Source organism: Chelativorans xinjiangensis (assembly GCF_009812055.1).
Lineage (GTDB): Bacteria > Pseudomonadota > Alphaproteobacteria > Rhizobiales > Rhizobiaceae > Chelativorans > Chelativorans xinjiangense.
The window spans coordinates 19,706-35,188 of the sequence record NZ_WQNH01000007.1 but is presented as its reverse complement, the minus strand read 5'-3'; the positions used below and the strand labels follow the sequence as shown (position 1 = coordinate 35,188).

General features: G+C 64.4%; 14 protein-coding genes. 11 read left to right on the top strand and 3 right to left on the bottom strand.

The window, feature by feature from the left end:
* Nucleotides 1-46: 46 nt before the first annotated feature.
* The 10 genes from dnaK (at nucleotide 47) to GM910_RS06890 (ending at nucleotide 9,023) form a co-directional block, all read left to right on the top strand.
* The gene (gene dnaK / locus GM910_RS06935; RefSeq protein ID WP_159586793.1) at nucleotides 47-1,960 is read left to right on the top strand and encodes a molecular chaperone DnaK; all 1,914 of its coding nucleotides are present in this window, start codon (nucleotides 47-49) and stop codon (nucleotides 1,958-1,960) included.
* A gap of 190 nt (nucleotides 1,961-2,150) precedes the next feature.
* Entirely contained in the window at nucleotides 2,151-3,275 is a 1,125-nt protein-coding gene (dnaJ, locus tag GM910_RS06930; protein WP_159586792.1) for a molecular chaperone DnaJ, read from the top strand.
* A 48-nt stretch (nucleotides 3,276-3,323) separates the two neighbouring features.
* Nucleotides 3,324-3,929 (top strand): phospholipid N-methyltransferase PmtA, encoded by a 606-nt coding sequence (gene pmtA, locus GM910_RS06925; protein ID WP_159586791.1) that lies wholly within the window; start codon nucleotides 3,324-3,326, stop codon nucleotides 3,927-3,929.
* Nucleotides 3,930-4,083: 154 nt separating this feature from the next.
* Nucleotides 4,084-4,677, top strand: a complete 594-nt coding sequence (locus GM910_RS06920; protein WP_246225894.1) for an NADPH-dependent FMN reductase — start codon at nucleotides 4,084-4,086, stop codon at nucleotides 4,675-4,677.
* Complete coding sequence (locus tag GM910_RS06915) at nucleotides 4,674-5,267, top strand: histidine phosphatase family protein (RefSeq protein ID WP_159586789.1); 594 nt, start codon at nucleotides 4,674-4,676, stop codon at nucleotides 5,265-5,267. Before GM910_RS06920 ends, GM910_RS06915 begins: the two co-directional genes overlap by 4 nt.
* A complete protein-coding gene (pyrF, locus tag GM910_RS06910; RefSeq protein WP_159586788.1) occupies nucleotides 5,257-5,958 on the top strand; it encodes an orotidine-5'-phosphate decarboxylase in 702 nt (233 codons plus the stop codon). The genes GM910_RS06915 and pyrF overlap by 11 nt, the downstream gene beginning before the upstream one ends.
* Nucleotides 5,959-5,984: 26 nt before the next feature.
* The gene (locus GM910_RS06905; protein WP_159586787.1) at nucleotides 5,985-6,278 is read left to right on the top strand and encodes a DUF1330 domain-containing protein; all 294 of its coding nucleotides are present in this window, start codon (nucleotides 5,985-5,987) and stop codon (nucleotides 6,276-6,278) included.
* A gap of 27 nt (nucleotides 6,279-6,305) precedes the next feature.
* Nucleotides 6,306-6,827: a GNAT family N-acetyltransferase gene (locus GM910_RS06900; RefSeq protein WP_246225893.1), complete on the top strand. Its 522-nt coding sequence runs from the start codon at nucleotides 6,306-6,308 to the stop codon at nucleotides 6,825-6,827.
* A 173-nt stretch (nucleotides 6,828-7,000) separates the two neighbouring features.
* Complete coding sequence (locus GM910_RS06895) at nucleotides 7,001-8,266, top strand: polyhydroxyalkanoate depolymerase (RefSeq protein WP_159586785.1); 1,266 nt, start codon at nucleotides 7,001-7,003, stop codon at nucleotides 8,264-8,266.
* Nucleotides 8,267-8,408: 142 nt separating this feature from the next.
* A complete protein-coding gene (locus GM910_RS06890; protein WP_159586784.1) occupies nucleotides 8,409-9,023 on the top strand; it encodes a transglutaminase-like cysteine peptidase in 615 nt (204 codons plus the stop codon).
* Between the two features lie 332 nt (nucleotides 9,024-9,355).
* Here GM910_RS06890 and GM910_RS06885 read toward each other — a convergent pair whose 3' ends face one another.
* Together GM910_RS06885 and gshB are read right to left on the bottom strand one after the other, a co-directional pair.
* Complete coding sequence (locus GM910_RS06885; RefSeq protein WP_159586783.1) at nucleotides 9,356-10,888, bottom strand: YifB family Mg chelatase-like AAA ATPase; 1,533 nt, start codon at nucleotides 10,886-10,888, stop codon at nucleotides 9,356-9,358.
* Between the two features lie 259 nt (nucleotides 10,889-11,147).
* Nucleotides 11,148-12,086: a glutathione synthase gene (gshB, locus tag GM910_RS06880; RefSeq protein ID WP_159586782.1), complete on the bottom strand. Its 939-nt coding sequence runs from the start codon at nucleotides 12,084-12,086 to the stop codon at nucleotides 11,148-11,150.
* A gap of 190 nt (nucleotides 12,087-12,276) precedes the next feature.
* Here gshB and GM910_RS06875 point away from each other — a divergent pair, with 190 nt between their 5' ends.
* Nucleotides 12,277-13,626, top strand: a complete 1,350-nt coding sequence (locus tag GM910_RS06875) for a putative bifunctional diguanylate cyclase/phosphodiesterase (protein WP_159586781.1) — start codon at nucleotides 12,277-12,279, stop codon at nucleotides 13,624-13,626.
* Nucleotides 13,627-13,742: 116 nt separating this feature from the next.
* On the opposite strand, the gene GM910_RS06870 is transcribed toward GM910_RS06875, so the two are convergent.
* A complete protein-coding gene (locus GM910_RS06870; protein ID WP_159586780.1) occupies nucleotides 13,743-15,353 on the bottom strand; it encodes a phosphoenolpyruvate carboxykinase in 1,611 nt (536 codons plus the stop codon).
* Between the last annotated feature and the right edge of the window lie 130 nt (nucleotides 15,354-15,483).

Below are 15,483 nucleotides of genomic sequence, written 5' to 3'. Positions count from 1 at the left end.
GGAACGCCTGAATGGGTCCTGGCAGTCTGCTTAGCGGAGAGAATAGATGGCAAAAGTAATCGGTATCGATCTCGGAACAACCAATTCCTGCGTCGCCGTGATGGACGGCAAGGACGCCAAGGTCATTGAGAATGCGGAAGGCGCGCGCACCACGCCGTCGATCGTCGCCTTTACCGATTCGGACGAGCGTCTGGTCGGCCAGCCGGCCAAGCGCCAGGCGGTCACCAACCCGGAAAACACCTTCTACGCCATCAAGCGCCTCATTGGCCGCCGCTTCGAGGACCCGACGGTCGAGAAGGACAAGAAGCTGGTCTCCTACAAGATCGTCAAGGCCGACAACGGCGATGCCTGGGTCGAGTCCCAGGGCAAGCAGTATTCCCCCTCGCAGATCTCCGCCATGATCCTTCAGAAGATGAAGGAGACCGCCGAGTCCTATCTCGGCGAGAAGGTGGAGAAAGCAGTCATCACCGTTCCCGCCTACTTCAACGATGCTCAGCGCCAAGCCACCAAGGATGCCGGTAAGATCGCCGGCCTCGACGTGCTCAGGATCATCAACGAGCCGACGGCGGCAGCGCTCGCCTACGGCCTCGACAAGAAGGAAGGCAAGACCATCGCCGTCTACGACCTCGGCGGCGGCACCTTCGACATCTCAATTCTCGAGATCGGCGACGGCGTCTTTGAGGTGAAGTCGACCAACGGCGACACTTTCCTCGGCGGCGAGGACTTCGACATGCGCCTGGTCGGCTACCTCGCCGACGAGTTCAAGAAGGAGCAGGGCATCGACCTGAAGAACGACAAGCTCGCCCTCCAGCGCCTGAAAGAGGCTGCGGAGAAAGCCAAGATCGAGCTGTCGTCCGCTTCGCAGACCGAGATCAACCTGCCATTCATCACCGCCGACCAGACCGGCCCGAAGCACCTGGCGATCAGGCTGACGCGCGCCAAGTTCGAGAGCCTGGTCGAAGACCTGATCAAGCGCACCGTCGATCCCTGCAAGGCCGCGCTCAAGGATGCCGGCCTCAATGCCGGCGAGATCGACGAGGTGGTGCTCGTCGGCGGCATGACGCGCATGCCCAAGGTGCAGGAGACGGTGAAGGCCTTCTTCGGCAAGGAGCCGCACAAGGGCGTCAACCCGGACGAGGTGGTCGCCATGGGCGCCGCCATCCAGGCCGGCGTGCTGCAGGGCGACGTCAAGGACGTGCTGCTGCTCGACGTCACCCCGCTGTCGCTCGGCATCGAGACGCTGGGCGGCGTGTTCACGCGCCTCATCGACCGCAACACGACCATCCCCACCAAGAAGAGCCAGGTCTTCTCGACCGCCGAGGACAACCAGTCGGCGGTGACGATCCGCGTCTTCCAGGGCGAGCGCGAGATGGCGGCCGACAACAAGCTGCTCGGCCAGTTCGATCTCGTTGGCATTCCGCCCGCCCCGCGCGGCGTGCCGCAGGTGGAGGTGACCTTCGACATCGACGCCAACGGCATTGTCAATGTGCATGCCAAGGACAAGGGCACCGGCAAGGAGCAGCAGATCCGCATCCAGGCTTCCGGCGGCCTCTCCGACGACGAGATCGAGAAGATGGTCAAGGACGCCGAGGCCAATGCCGAGGTCGACAAGAAGCGCCGAGAGACGGTCGAGGTGAGGAACCAGGCCGAGGCCCTCATCCACTCCTCGGAGAAGTCGCTCAAGGAGTATGGCGACAAGGTTTCCGAGGACGACCGCAAGGCCATCGAGAACGCCATCGCCGAGTTGAAGTCGGCCACCGAGGGCGACGACGTGGAGGCGATCAAGGCCAAGACCACCGCGCTCGCCGAGGCTTCCATGAAGCTCGGCCAGGCCATGTACGAGGCAAGCCAGGCCGAGGGTTCGGAGGAAGCCTCCGCCGAGGGCGAGGCCAAGTCCGGTGACGATGTCGTCGACGCCGACTTCGAGGAAATCGATGAGGACGACAAGAAGTCGGCCTGACCGGCGTTTATGGAACGACAGGAAGGCCCGGGCGTCGTTGCCCGGGCCCTTTTCTTTTCCGGACTGTCGGCGGCTGACGGCTTCCAAAATCCCGCAGACTATGGCATTCGCACTGCGGAACACCTAAATAGCGGACACCGGCCGGGGACAGTGGTGCCGGACCCAGAAGAACATGCGGGATCTTTAATTCATGAAGGCAGATTTTTACGAGACGCTCAGCGTGTCGAGAAACGCCGACGAGAAAGAACTAAAGAGCGCATTCCGCAAGCTCGCCATGAAGTACCACCCGGACCGTAATCCGGGCGATGCCGAGGCGGAGCAGAAGTTCAAGGAAATCAACCTCGCCTATGAGACGCTGCGCGACCCGCAGAAGCGCGCGGCCTACGACCGCTTCGGCCACGCCGCCTTCGAGAACGGCGGTATGGGCGGGCACGGCGGCGGCTTTGGCGGCGGCGGCTTCGCCGATATTTTCGAGGACATCTTCGGGGACATCATGGGGGGCGGGCGCCGCCGTTCCGGCGGCCGCGACCGGGGCGCGGACCTCCGCTACAACATGGAGATCACGCTGGAGGAAGCCTACACGGGCAAGACGGCGCAGATCCACGTGCCAACCTCGGTGAGCTGCGATGAATGTTCCGGCTCTGGCGCCAAGCCCGGCTCCTCCCCGGCGCAGTGCTCCATGTGCCACGGCGCCGGCCGCGTGCGCGCCGCGCAGGGCTTCTTCTCCATCGAGCGTACCTGTCCGCAGTGCCAGGGCCGCGGCGAGATCATCAAGGACCCCTGCACGAAATGCTCCGGGCAAGGGCGCGTCGTCGAGGAGCGCTCGCTTTCCGTCAACATCCCCGCCGGTATCGAGGATGGCACGCGCATCCGTCTCGCCGGCGAGGGCGAGGCGGGGTTGCGCGGCGGCCCGGCGGGCGATCTCTACATCTTCCTGTCGGTCAAGCCGCACGAATTCTTCCAGCGCGACGGCGCCGACCTCTACTGCAAGGTTCCCATCTCCATGACAACGGCCGCGCTCGGCGGCTCCTTCGAGGTCGCCACCCTTGATGGCACCCAGACCCGCGTGAAGGTGCCCGAGGGCACTCAGAACGGCCGCCAGTTCCGCATGCGCGGCAAGGGCATGCCGGTGCTCAGGCAGCCGCAGGTGGGTGATCTCTATATCCAGGTGGCGGTGGAGACACCGCAAAACCTGACGCGCAAACAGCGTGAACTGTTGGAAGAGTTCGAGAAAATCTCCTCCGGCGAGAATAGTCCGCAGTCGACGGGCTTCTTCGCTCGCATGAAGGATTTCCTCGAATCCTTCGGCGAGTGACGGAGCGTCGCCGACGAGACGCGGTGGGGAGTGGGGAGGAAGCTGGAAATGAGCAAAGGCTCGGACGTCCGTAAGGCGATCGCAGATCGATTTGGAGACGAACTGCGATTTTTTCGCGGCTGGATCGATCGGCCCAAGGCCGTCGGTTCCATCGTACCCACGAGCGGTGTTACGGCGCGGCGCATGGCCTCCGTCATCGACACGGCATCTGGCCTTCCGGTGCTCGAGGTGGGGCCTGGCACCGGCGTGATCACTCGGGCTATCCTGGCGCGTGGCGTGAAGCCGGAAGATCTCTACGCGGTCGAATATTCACCCGATTTCGTCAAGCATCTGCGCGCCTGCTATCCTCGCGTTCATGTCATCGAGGGTGACGCCTTCAATCTCGACCACACGCTCGGCACGGACGCCCCGCAAACCTTCGACAGCGTCATCTCGGGCGTGCCGCTGCTCAACTTCCCCATCGAGGCGCGTATCGGCTATCTGGAGGGCCTATTGCGCCGCGTTCCAGCGGGGCGCCCCGTGATTCAGCTCACCTATGGTCCAAGGTCGCCGATTCCGCCCGGCCATGGCGATTATACGGTCGAGCATTTCGACTTCGTCATCCGCAATATCCCGCCGACCCAGCTTTGGGTCTATCGTCGGGCGAAGCATTGACCGGACAACCCCTTTCGGCTGGCCAAGGTGACAATTTGCCAGACTCATGCACGAGAGACTTCTTTGTAGACGTTTCGCCGAGAGCATCTCGCTACGCTTGAAATACCCCGCCGATCGCCTATACCCGAGGCGGCAAATTGAAACGGTGGGAGCCGTGAATCCAAAAATCCTTGTCTTCGCCGGCTCGATCCGCAGCGGCGCCCTTAGCGGCAAGACCGCTGATGCGGCCGTGAAGGAGCTGGCGCTGCAGGGCGCCGAAGTCACGCGCATTTCGCTCGCCGACTATCCCTTGCCTATCCTCAATCAGGATCTGGAACGGGAAAAGGGCGTGCCGGAAAACGCCGTGAAGCTGGCCCACATGCTCGCTGCCCATGATGGGCTCTTGATCGCCACTCCCGAATACAACTCCTCGCTGCCGCCCCTGTTGAAGAACACCATCGATTGGATCAGCCGCGTAAAGGCCGATGCGCAGGGCCGCTCCCTCCGCGCCTTCAGCGGCAAACCCGTCGCACTCTGCTCCTCGTCGAACGGCGGCTATGCCGGCGTTCGCGCCATCAACCATCTGCGCGCCGTGCTCGTACACTGCCAGGCGGAAATCGTGACGCCGCAATGCTCCGTGCCGCGCGCCCAGGAAGCCTTCGACGAGAAAGGCGATTTTCTGGAGGAACGGCTGCAGAAGGCGATGGCCAGGGTCTGCCGCACGCTGATCGAGCGGGCGCGCATGCTGTCGACGCGGGTGGAGGTGTGACAGCCTTCTATCTCACGCATCCCCAAGTCGAGATAGAACCGGAGCGTCCGGTGCCCGAATGGCGCCTTTCCGGTCGGGGGAGGCAACGGGTCGAAGCCATGCTTGGGAAGACATGGCTGCGCCCGATCAGGCGCATCGTCTCCAGCGCGGAGTTGAAGGCCGTCGAGACGGCTGCGCTGATAGCGGCGCGTCTGGGGGTCGCGATAGAGGTCGACCCGGAGATGGGAGAAAACGACCGCTCGGCGACGGGTTTTCTGCAACCGGATGAATTCGAAGCCGCCGCCGAGAGGTTCTTTGGCGAGCCGCAAAAGAGCTGGCGGGGTTGGGAAAGGGCGGTCGACGCTGGTGATCGCATCGAGGCGGCGGTGCGCCGTGCGCTGAACCGCTCAGAGCTTGTGCCCACGCTCCTGGTCGGGCACGGCGCTGTCGGCACGTTGCTCAAATGCCGGATCGGCAGCCGTCAGATCTCCAGACGGGAAGATCAGTCCGCGGGTGGCGGCAGCCTGTTCGCCTTCGGGATTGCCAGCAGCGAATTGTTGTGCGACTGGACGCCGATGGAAACATTTGAGGGGGTGGACCATGCCGGCTGACGAGATGCGCGACCGTCTGATCGTCGGGCTCGACGTGCCCACACTCGCCGAGGCCGAAAAGGCGGTGGCCGAACTGGGTGACACCGTAGGCTTCTACAAGATCGGCTATCAGCTCGCCTTCGCCGGCGGTTTAGGCTTCGCGCAGGAGCTGGTGCAGTCGGGCAGACAAGTCTTCCTCGACATGAAGCTCCTCGACATCGACAACACTGTCGCCAAAGGCGTCGAGAATATCGCCCGCATGGGCGTCACCATGCTGACGCTGCACGCCTATCCAAAGGCCATGCGTGCGGCCGTTGCCGCTGCGGAAGGCTCCGGCCTTTGCCTGCTCGGCGTCACGGTGCTCACCTCCATGGACGAGCAGGACCTGATCGACGCCGGCTACGAATACGACCCGCACACGCTGGTGCTGCGCCGCGCCGAACAGGTGCGCAACGCGGGCATGGGAGGTGTCGTCTGCTCGGCGGCCGAGGCGCAGGCCGTGCGCGCCATCGTCGGGCCGGAACTGGCGGTCGTCACGCCGGGCATCCGCCCCGCGGGTGCCGCCCATGGCGACCAGAAGCGCGTGATGACGCCAGCCGACGCCATCCGCGCCGGCGCCAGCCATCTGGTCGTCGCCCGCCCGGTTGTTGCCGCCGCCGACCGCAAGGCCGCGGCCGAAGCCATTCTGGCGGAAATGCTCACAGCCGCCTGAAGACCGCGAACCGAGGGGAGAGGAAAATGCCCAAGGCCTACTGGATTGCCCATGTGGATGTGCGCGACCCGGAGCGCTACAAGGACTATGTGGCGACCGCAAAACCCGCCTTCGAGCGCTTTGGCGCCCGGTTTCTGGCGCGTGGGGGAGCCTATGAAGCCATGGAAGGCAAGGGGCGCGGGCGCAACGTGGTGATCGAGTTTCCGTCCATGCAGGCGGCCACGGATTGCTACCATTCCCCCGACTACCAGGCAGCCAAGGCCATCCGCCAGGAGGTGGCGGACGCCGAAATGATCATTGTCGAAGCCTATGAGGGCTGAACCGCGCACGCGATGAAGGAACACGGATTGCCGGCGGGCTACGCCATCCGCGCCTACCGGCCAGACGACGCGGCCGCGCTGGCGGTGGTGGATGCGCGCGCCTCGGTCCTCTTTGCCGAATACGGCTACCCCTCGCTGGCCGAAGGCACATTGACGCCGGCGCAGTTCCACGCGCTCGCTGGGGTTTGCGAGACCCTCGTGGCGGTGCATTGCGAAGGTGGCCCGGTAGGCTATGCCATTCTCCATCCCGTGGGCGGGTTCCTGCATTTGCGGGAGCTTGCGGTGGATCCCGCCCATGGGCGCCGTGGCATCGGCACGGCGCTGCTTGCCGCGGCAATCGACAGAAGCCGGGACGAAGGCCACGAGGGCGTCTCGCTGACAACTTTTCGCGACCTTCCCTTCAATGAGCGTTTTTATGCCGGACAGGGCTTCGTGGAATGTGCCCTCGATGCCGCTCCCGCCCCCCTTGCCAGGCAGTTTCTAGCGGAGGTGCCGCCGGGAATCGCGACCGAAAAGCGGCTTTTGATGCTGCGCCGCAACATCCCCTAGCTTGAAAGCGGCCATGAGAGAGCATAAATTTCAGTAACTTAAACAGGGAAACCGTCGCCTCTATTGCAATGCATCAAACCTGCGTTAGTTTGAACCATCGTCCATAGCCGCAGCGCAAGCCGCCTCGCCGGACAAGCACCGGCGGTAAAGGCCCCGCGTCGGAAAGGTCTGCCTTGTATTACCAGCTTTACGAATTCAACCATGCGGCCCTGCAACCGGCACGGGCCTATGCCCAAGCAGTCCGGCTCCTCTACGCCAATCCGTTCAATCCAGCCGCCAGCACGCCCTGGGGCCGCACGATCGCCGCGGCCGCTGAGATGTTCGAGCGCACCACCCGCCGCTACGGCAAGCCCGAATTCGGCATTGAGACGACGGTAGTGGACGGCAAGGCGGTCGCCGTTACCGAAGAGGTGGTGTGGTCGCGGCCCTTTTGCCGGCTGATCCGCTTCGTGCGTGACCTGCCGGCCGGCTGCAAGCCGGATGCAAGGCTCCTGATGGTGGCGCCCGTGTCCGGCCACTACGCAACGCTGCTGCGCGGCACGGTGGAGGCGATGCTGCCGCATGCCGACGTCTATATCACCGACTGGACCGACGCGCGCATGGTGCCCCTCTCGGACGGCCGCTTCGACCTCGACGACTACATCGACTATCTCATCGAGATGTTCCGCGTGCTCGGTCCCGGCGCCCATGTCATGGGCGTGTGTCAGCCTTCCGTGCCGGTGCTTGCGGCAGTGGCGCTGATGGAGGCGCGCGGCGACGGGAACCTGCCGGCCACCATGACGCTGATGGGCGGGCCCATCGACACGCGGAAGAACCCCACCGCCGTCAATCGGCTCGCCGAGGAGCACGGCATCGACTGGTTCCGCGAGAACGTTATCATGCAGGTGCCGTGGCCGAACCCCGGTTTCCTGCGCCACGTCTATCCCGGCTTCCTGCAGCTCTCCGGCTTCATGAGCATGAATCTCGACCGGCACATCACCGCCCACAAGGAGTTCTTCATGCACCTTGTGGAAGGCGATGGCGAACCGGCGGAGAAGCACCGCGACTTCTACGACGAATATCTGGCGGTGATGGATTTGACGGCGGAGTTCTACCTGCAGACCGTCGACACGGTCTTCGTCCGCCATTCGCTGCCCAAGGGCGAGATGACGCATCGTGGCGAGCCGGTGGACCCCGCCGCCATACGCTCGGTCGCGCTTCTGACCGTCGAGGGCGAGAACGACGACATCTCCGGTGTCGGACAGACCGAGGCCGCGCATGACCTCTGCGTCAACATTCCCGACGCCATGCGCAGCCACTACCTGCAACCCGTGGTCGGCCATTACGGCGTCTTCAACGGGTCGCGCTTCAGGGCCGAGATCGCCCCACGCATTGTCGATTTCATCGCCGCCCACGACACCCCCGCCGCTAAGCAGAAGCGGGCGAAAGGCGCTCGCTGAAAGGCTAAGCCCTTCCCGAAGACTCCCGGCGCCGGTGGCCGGGAGATATAAACCATAAGGCACGCTTCGCCGATTTTATAATTGACAGCCCCCGCTCCGAACCTCTTAACTCTTCATTAAGAAATAACGGGGAGCTCCAAAAATGGCAGCGAGGCGGGCGGGTATCAGCACCGCAATGGGAATTTGCATGGTTTTGAGCGGGCTTGGCACCGGCGCAGCGGCTGCCTCCGGCTCGATGGTGACGGGTGGGGCGACGTCTCAGCCCGTCGGGCACTACGAATTCTGCAAGAAGAGGCCGGGCGAATGCGCCATCCGGTTGCGTGACAGCGGGCCGGTCCGCATGACCGGTGCGCTGCGACGGAAGATCGCCAGCGTCAACCTCACGGTCAACAGGTCCGTGAAGGCGATGAACGACCGCGACATCTACGGCAAGGAAGAGGTCTGGACCTATCCGGACAAAGGCATCGGCGACTGCGAAGACTATGTGCTGGAGAAGCGCCGGCGGCTGCGCCAGGCGGGTGTGCCTCTCTCCGACCTCCTGATTACCGTCGTGCGCAAGCGTGACGGCGAGGGCCATGCGGTGCTGACCGTACGGACGGACCAGGGCGATTTCATTCTCGACAACCTCAAGGACGAGGTGAAGTTGTGGAGCCATACCGGCTACCGGTATCTCAAGCGGCAGGCGAGTGACCACACCGGCCGCTGGGTGAGCCTGCGCTCGGGGAACAACCTGCTCGTCGGCGCTGTCCGCAAATAGCTCTGCGCACCTGTTCGGAAAGCCCACTCTCTATTCGCGCTCGTGCGACGCTGCGTTTTCTCGTCCGCCGTTCGGGTGACCTAGATCAGTTCTTCGTTTCTTGGAATCGATGAACTGGTCTAATCCCGACGGCCCGTAGCTTTGCCCGTTCTGTTTATTGGAGCGGTTCAGGCATGACCCGAGGATCCATGCCTGAACATCGAAGCACCGCCAGTGATCAAGAAAGGCCGCCAGTCTAACTCATTGCTTGTCGCAATTCCGGCCGGAAAATCGGCTTCCACTTTTCCTGGAATTGCTCCAACCTGCCGCCGAGGCGAATTACCGCGCCATGCTCACGCTGCCTGTGCCAGGCGCTCGCCGGCAACGCGGTAGGAGATGGCCTCGGCAAGGTGGATACGGCCGACCGTCGGCTGTCCGTCGAGATCGGCCAGCGTGCGTGCGACCTTGAGCACCCGGTGATAGGCGCGGGCCGACAGCCCCATCTTCTCGCTCGCATCCTGAAGTAGCGAGAGGCCTGCCGAATCGGGCGCGGCGATGTCTTCGACAAGGGCGGGTGAGCAGCGCGCATTTGTCGTCCATCCGGGCAGGCCGAGATTGGCGAAGCGCTCCCGCTGGATATCGCGGGCGCGGGCGACACGTGCGCCGACGGTGGCGCTGTCCTCTGCCTTGCCGGGCTGGATGAGGTCGCCCGCCGAGACCGCCGGCACGTCAATGCGCAGGTCGATGCGGTCGAGCAGCGGGCCGGATATGCGCGCCTGATACTCCGCCTGGCAGCGCGGCCCGCGCGCGCACCGGTGCCCCGGCTCGCCCGCCATGCCGCAGCGGCAAGGGTTCATCGCCGCAACGAGTTGGATCTGTGCCGGATAACTTACCCGGTGGTTGGCCCGCGCGATGACGCATTCGCCGCTTTCCAGCGGCTGGCGCAGCGAGTTGAGCACCTGCGCCGTGAACTCCGGCAATTCATCCAGAAAGAGCACGCCGTGATGGGCCAGCGACACCTCGCCCGGCCGTGCACGCAGACCGCCGCCGACCATCGCCGCCATGGACGCAGAATGGTGCGGCGCGCGGAAGGGACGCCGGTCGGAGAGGCGCCCGTCGGCAAGCTCGCCGGCGATGGAAGCGACCATGGAGACTTCCAGAAGCTCCTTCGGCGACAGCGGCGGCAGGATGGACGGCAAACGCTGCGCCAGCATGGATTTTCCGGCACCAGGCGGGCCGACCATCAGGAGGTTGTGGCCACCGGCCGCCGCCACCTCCAGCGCCCGCTTGGCACTCTCCTGGCCCTTGATATCGGACAGGTCAGGCAACAGGCCGGGCGGCGGCCCGAGGGCCGGCTGCGGCCGGCTCATCACCTGCGTGCCGCGGAAATGGTTGGCCAGCGCGATCAGGCTGCGCGGCGCCAGGATGTCAACGTCCATGCCAGCCCACGCGGCCTCCGGCCCGCAGTCATGCGGGCAGATGAGGCCCTTGCCCATGGCGTTGGCACCGATCGCCGCCGGCAGCACGCCGGCCACCCGCGCCACCGTGCCGTCGAGCGCCAGCTCGCCGAGCACCACATAGTCGCTCAAGGCGTCCGCCGGCACGGCACCGAGCGCGGCCATCAGGCCGAGGGCGATCGGCAGGTCGTAATGGCTGCCCTCCTTGGGAAGATCGGCAGGCGCGAGATTGACCGTTACCCGTTTGGGCGGCATCGAGAGGCCCGAGGCATGGAGCGCGGCCTGCACCCGCTCGCGGCTTTCCGCCACGGCCTTGTCGCCCAGCCCGACGATCTGCATGCCCATCTTGCCGGGCGCGACCATCACCTGCACATCGACGGGAACAGCCTCGATCCCCTCGAACGCAATCGTACGCACACGCGAAACCATGCAACCTCCCCCGCCCTGTGGCGCCCCTGTGCCCCGGTCGATTGATCAGTTGCGTCACTCAAGCACGGATTGCGGCCCGGATCAAGAACATTACACGAACAAATAGACCGCTCTGGTTGCAGGCAGGCGGCAGGCGGTTGCAGCCGCGGAACGCCGGCCTCAGACCAATTCATCGATTTGGAAATCGATGAATTGGTCTAACTTCTTATTTTGTCGCAATTCCGGACGGAACCCGGCTTCCACTTTTCCTGGAATTGCTCTATCGCCGTGCCTCCACCGCGTCCCAGAAAAGGGCTGCGATGTCGGCACCGCCGAACTTCTGCACCTCGCGCACGCCGGTCGGCGAGGTGACGTTGATCTCGGTAAGGAGCCCGCCGATCACGTCGATGCCCACCAGCACCAAGCCGCGCTCGCGCAGGGCGGGCCCGATGCGCGCGCAGATCTCACGCTCGCGCTCGGTGATCTCGGTCGGTTCGGCGCGGCCGCCCACATGCATGTTGGAGCGCGAATCGTGTTCGGCCGGCACCCGGTTGATGGCGCCCACCGGCTCACCCTCGATCAGGATGATGCGCTTGTCGCCGCCGCGCACCTCCATCAGATAGCGTTGCACGATGAACGGTTCGCGGAAGGTCTGGGTGAACAGCTCGAGCAGCGAAGCCAGATTGCGGTCGGCCTCCAGCAGATGGAAGATGCCGGCGCCGCCATTGCCGTAGAGCGGCTTGACGATGATGTCGCCGTGCTCGGCGCGGAAGGCGTCCACCTCCGCCGGGTCGCGGGTGATCAGCGTGTCCGGCATCAGGTCGGCGAATTCGGTGACGAAGATCTTCTCCGGGCTGTTGCGCACCCAGGCGGGATCGTTGACGACCAGCGTCTTCGGGTGGATGCGCTCGAGGATATGCGTGGTAGTGATGTAGTGCATGTCGAAGGGCGGGTCCTGGCGCAGAAGCACCACGTCCATCTCGGCAAGGTCCGTGCGTACGGGCTCGCCCAGGCTGAAATGGCTTCCCACCTCTTCGCGCACCGTCATCGCTTCCACCGTGGCAAACACCTTGTCGCCGCGCTGCGAAAGCCTGTCGGGCGTGTAATGCCAAAGCTTGTGCCCGCGCCGCTGCGCCTCCAGCGCCAGGGCGAAGGTGGTGTCGCCGGCGATCGAGACGGTGGAGATGTGATCCATCTGGAAAGCGACGCTGAGCGGCATGGGCGGAATCTCCGTTTGGGGGCTGCTGTCGGCGGCAGATGACGGCGCGGGCAGCGCCCTGTCAAGCACTGCATGCCGGCGTCGGTGGGTAGAGCCGGAAAGCCGAATTCCAAATTGTTATAGCATGATACGTTTCTTAAAGAATTTCACATGCATGTTCCGTCAAAAGGCTCCGGAATAGGAAAGAAGCATGCCGTCCGCTCTGTCTATCGGACAAGCAACCAGGGGACACGGAGAGGATCTCGTCCTCACCGATCCGCTGACCGGGCTCGGCAACACGCACCGTTTCTACGACAAGGTGAACCGGCTCATCGCCGAGCGCGCGGACGATCCGGCGCCGTTTGCCATCGGCGTTCTCGATCTCGACGGTTTCAAGCCGATCAACGACCTGTTCGGTCGCGCCGCCGGCGACGAGATCCTGCATCAGGTGGCCATGCGCCTGCGCGCGGCGATGGACGAGCACTCCACCGTCACCCGCATCGGCGCCGACGAGTTCGCCTTCCTCTGCCCGATGGTCTTCAGCGAGGACACGATTGCCGAGAAGGCAAGGATGCTGATCGAGATCCTGTCGGCGCCCTACGATGTCGGCCATCGCACCGCACGCCTTTCGGCATCGGCCGGCTGTTCGCTCTTCTATTCGGAGGAGGACACGACAGACCTTCTCCTCAGCAAGGCGGAGACGGCCCTTTACCAGGCAAAGCGCTCCGGCCGCGGCGTCGTGGTGGTCTACACGCGCGAGATGGAGGAGGCGGCAAAGCGCCTCACGCGCATCGAGCAGGCCTTGCGGCGCGCGGTCGCGGCGGGCGAGGTGGAGCCGCACTTTCAGCCCATCATCGACCTCACCACCCGGCGAACCATCGGTTTCGAGACGCTGGCGCGCTGGACCGACCGGGATCTCGGCGTCGTATCGCCGGCGACGTTCATCCCCATCGCCGAGGAGCGCGGCATCATCGGCCAGCTTTCGCAATTGGTATTACGCAAGGCGGTGGAGGCGGCGCGCGACTGGCCGGAAGATCTGTTCCTGTCCTTCAACCTGTCGCCCTCGCAACTGGTCGATCACAACACCGGCCTGCATATCCTGGCGATCCTGGAGCGCACGGGCTTCAACCCCCGCCGCCTGGAGGTGGAGATCACCGAAACCGGCCTGATGAGCGATCCGGCGTCGGCCGAGAAGATCGTCAACGACTTGAGGCGCATGGGCATCCGCGTCTCGCTCGACGATTTCGGCACCGGCCAGTCAAGCCTCGGGCGGTTACGCGACTTCCACTTCGACAAGCTGAAGATCGACCGCGCTTTCGTCTCCTCGATCCTTACCGACCGCCCGTCGGAGCACATCATCCGCGCCATCCTGGCCATGTGCGAGGGGCTCGGCATGGACGTGGTGGCGGAAGGCATCGAGGAGGAAGCGCAGGCGGAGCGGCTGGTGGAGTTCGGCTGCGCGGGCGGCCAGGGCTATCTCTTCGGCAAGCCGCGCGACGCCGACGAGACACGGGCCCTCCTGCGTGGCACCGGCGAAAATCAACGCCGGGCCGCACGCTAGAGTAATTCCAGGAAAAGTGGAAACCGGTTTTCCGTCCGGAATTACGACAAAACAAAGCGTAGACCAGTTCATCGACTCCATGAAACGATGAACTGATCTGAAACCTGCCGGAAGGGTTATTCGGCCGCCTGCCGGGCGAGCGGCGAGGCATTCAACACATCCGCATCGACATGGGATTCGAATTTCTCGAAATTGTCGATGAACATGCCGACCAGGCGCTCGGCCTGTACGTCGTAGGCGGCCTTGTCGCTCCAGGTGGTGCGCGGGTCTAGGATGGCGCTGTCGACGCCCGGCACGGCCACCGGCACGGCGAAGCCGAAATTCGGATCCGTGCGGAATTCGGCCTTGCCGAGCGAGCCGTCGAGTGCCGCGGCAAGCAGCGTCCGTGTGACCTGGATGGGCATGCGCTTTCCTGTGCCGTAGGCGCCGCCCGTCCAGCCGGTGTTCACCAGCCAGCAGTCGACGCCGTGCTCGGCGATCAGGTCGCGCAGGAGGTTGCCGTAGGCCGAGGGATGGCGCGGCATGAACGGCGCGCCGAAGCAGGTGGAGAACGTGGCCTCCGGCTCCTTCACGCCTTTTTCCGTGCCCGCCACCTTGGCCGTGTAGCCGGACAGGAAGTGATACATGGCCTGCGCCGGCGTCAGCCGCGCGATCGGCGGCATGACGCCGAAGGCGTCGGCCGTTAGCATGATGACGTTCTTCGGCTGTCCGGCGCGCCCCGTGCCGCTTGCGTTGGGGATGAAGTGTAGCGGATAGGCGGCCCGCGCGTTCTCCGTCAGGCTGCCGTCATCGAAATCCGGCACGCCGGCCTCGTCGAGCACGACATTCTCCAGTACCGTGCCGAAGCGCCTTGTGGTGGAAAAGATTTCCGGCTCGGCCTCGGCCGACAGGCGGATAGTCTTGGCATAGCACCCGCCCTCGAAGTTGAAGATGCCCTCTTGCCCCCAGCCGTGCTCGTCGTCACCGATCAGGGTGCGCGCCGAATCGGCCGAAAGCGTCGTCTTGCCCGTGCCGGACAGGCCGAAGAAGACGGCGACGTCGCCGTCCGGCCCCGTATTGGCCGAGCAATGCATCGGCATGACGCCGCGCGGCGGCAGGATGTGGTTGAGTGCGGTGAAGACCGACTTTTTCATCTCCCCGGCGTACGAAGTGCCGCCGATGAGCACGATCATGCGGCTCAGGTCCATGGCGATGACGGTCTCGCCACGGCAGCCGTGCCGGGCGGGATCGGCGCGGAAGGACGGAAGGTCGACCACCGTCATCTTCGGCACGAAGCGTGAGAGCGCCTCGCGCGCCGGGCGGATGAGCAGATTGCGGATGAACAGCGAGTGCCAGGCATACTCGGTGACGACACGTGTCGGCAGCGCGTTCTCGGGATCCGCGCCGCCCACCAGGTCCTGCACGAAAAGGTCGCAGCCATCCGCGTGGCGCCGGAAATCCTCGTAAAGCGTTTCGAACTGCTCACGCGAGATGGCGCCGTTGTTGTCCCACCAGACGGCATCTTCCGTGTCGGCGTCGCGGATGATGAACTTGTCCTTCGGCGAGCGGCCCGTGTGCTGGCCGGTCTCGGCTACGAGCGCGCCATGGGCGGAAAGTCTGGCTTCGCCGCGGCGGATCGCTTCCTCGCAGAGGCGTGCCTCGGTGAGGTTGTAGTGGACGGTGCCTGCGGTCTTCAGGCCGCTGGTCTCGATCCCGCTCAGGGGATTGCGGTGGCCGGTCTCGTGCATGTTTCGCTACCAAATCTGTTTTGATCGAAGGGCCGGCCAGCAAACCGGGGCGGAGAGCCCCTGTCAGCAGCCATCGCACGTCAGAAACAGAAAAATACAGCAATTTCAAATCATTAATCGATTTAAGAAT

Bases quoted from the DNA above. Each gene is read 5' to 3' on its own strand.
- pmtA (WP_159586791.1), top strand. From the start codon at position 3,324: ATGAGCAAAGGCTCGGACGTCCGTAAGGCGATCGCAGATCGATTTGGA.
- GM910_RS06870 (WP_159586780.1), bottom strand. From the start codon at position 15,353: ATGCACGAGACCGGCCACCGCAATCCCCTGAGCGGGATCGAGACCAGC.
- GM910_RS06890 (WP_159586784.1), top strand. From the start codon at position 8,409: ATGGCAGCGAGGCGGGCGGGTATCAGCACCGCAATGGGAATTTGCATG.
- dnaK (WP_159586793.1), top strand. From the start codon at position 47: ATGGCAAAAGTAATCGGTATCGATCTCGGAACAACCAATTCCTGCGTC.
- GM910_RS06875 (WP_159586781.1), top strand. From the start codon at position 12,277: ATGCCGTCCGCTCTGTCTATCGGACAAGCAACCAGGGGACACGGAGAG.
- pyrF (WP_159586788.1), top strand. From the start codon at position 5,257: ATGCCGGCTGACGAGATGCGCGACCGTCTGATCGTCGGGCTCGACGTG.
- dnaJ (WP_159586792.1), top strand. From the start codon at position 2,151: ATGAAGGCAGATTTTTACGAGACGCTCAGCGTGTCGAGAAACGCCGAC.
- GM910_RS06905 (WP_159586787.1), top strand. From the start codon at position 5,985: ATGCCCAAGGCCTACTGGATTGCCCATGTGGATGTGCGCGACCCGGAG.
- GM910_RS06885 (WP_159586783.1), bottom strand. From the start codon at position 10,888: ATGGTTTCGCGTGTGCGTACGATTGCGTTCGAGGGGATCGAGGCTGTT.
- gshB (WP_159586782.1), bottom strand. From the start codon at position 12,086: ATGCCGCTCAGCGTCGCTTTCCAGATGGATCACATCTCCACCGTCTCG.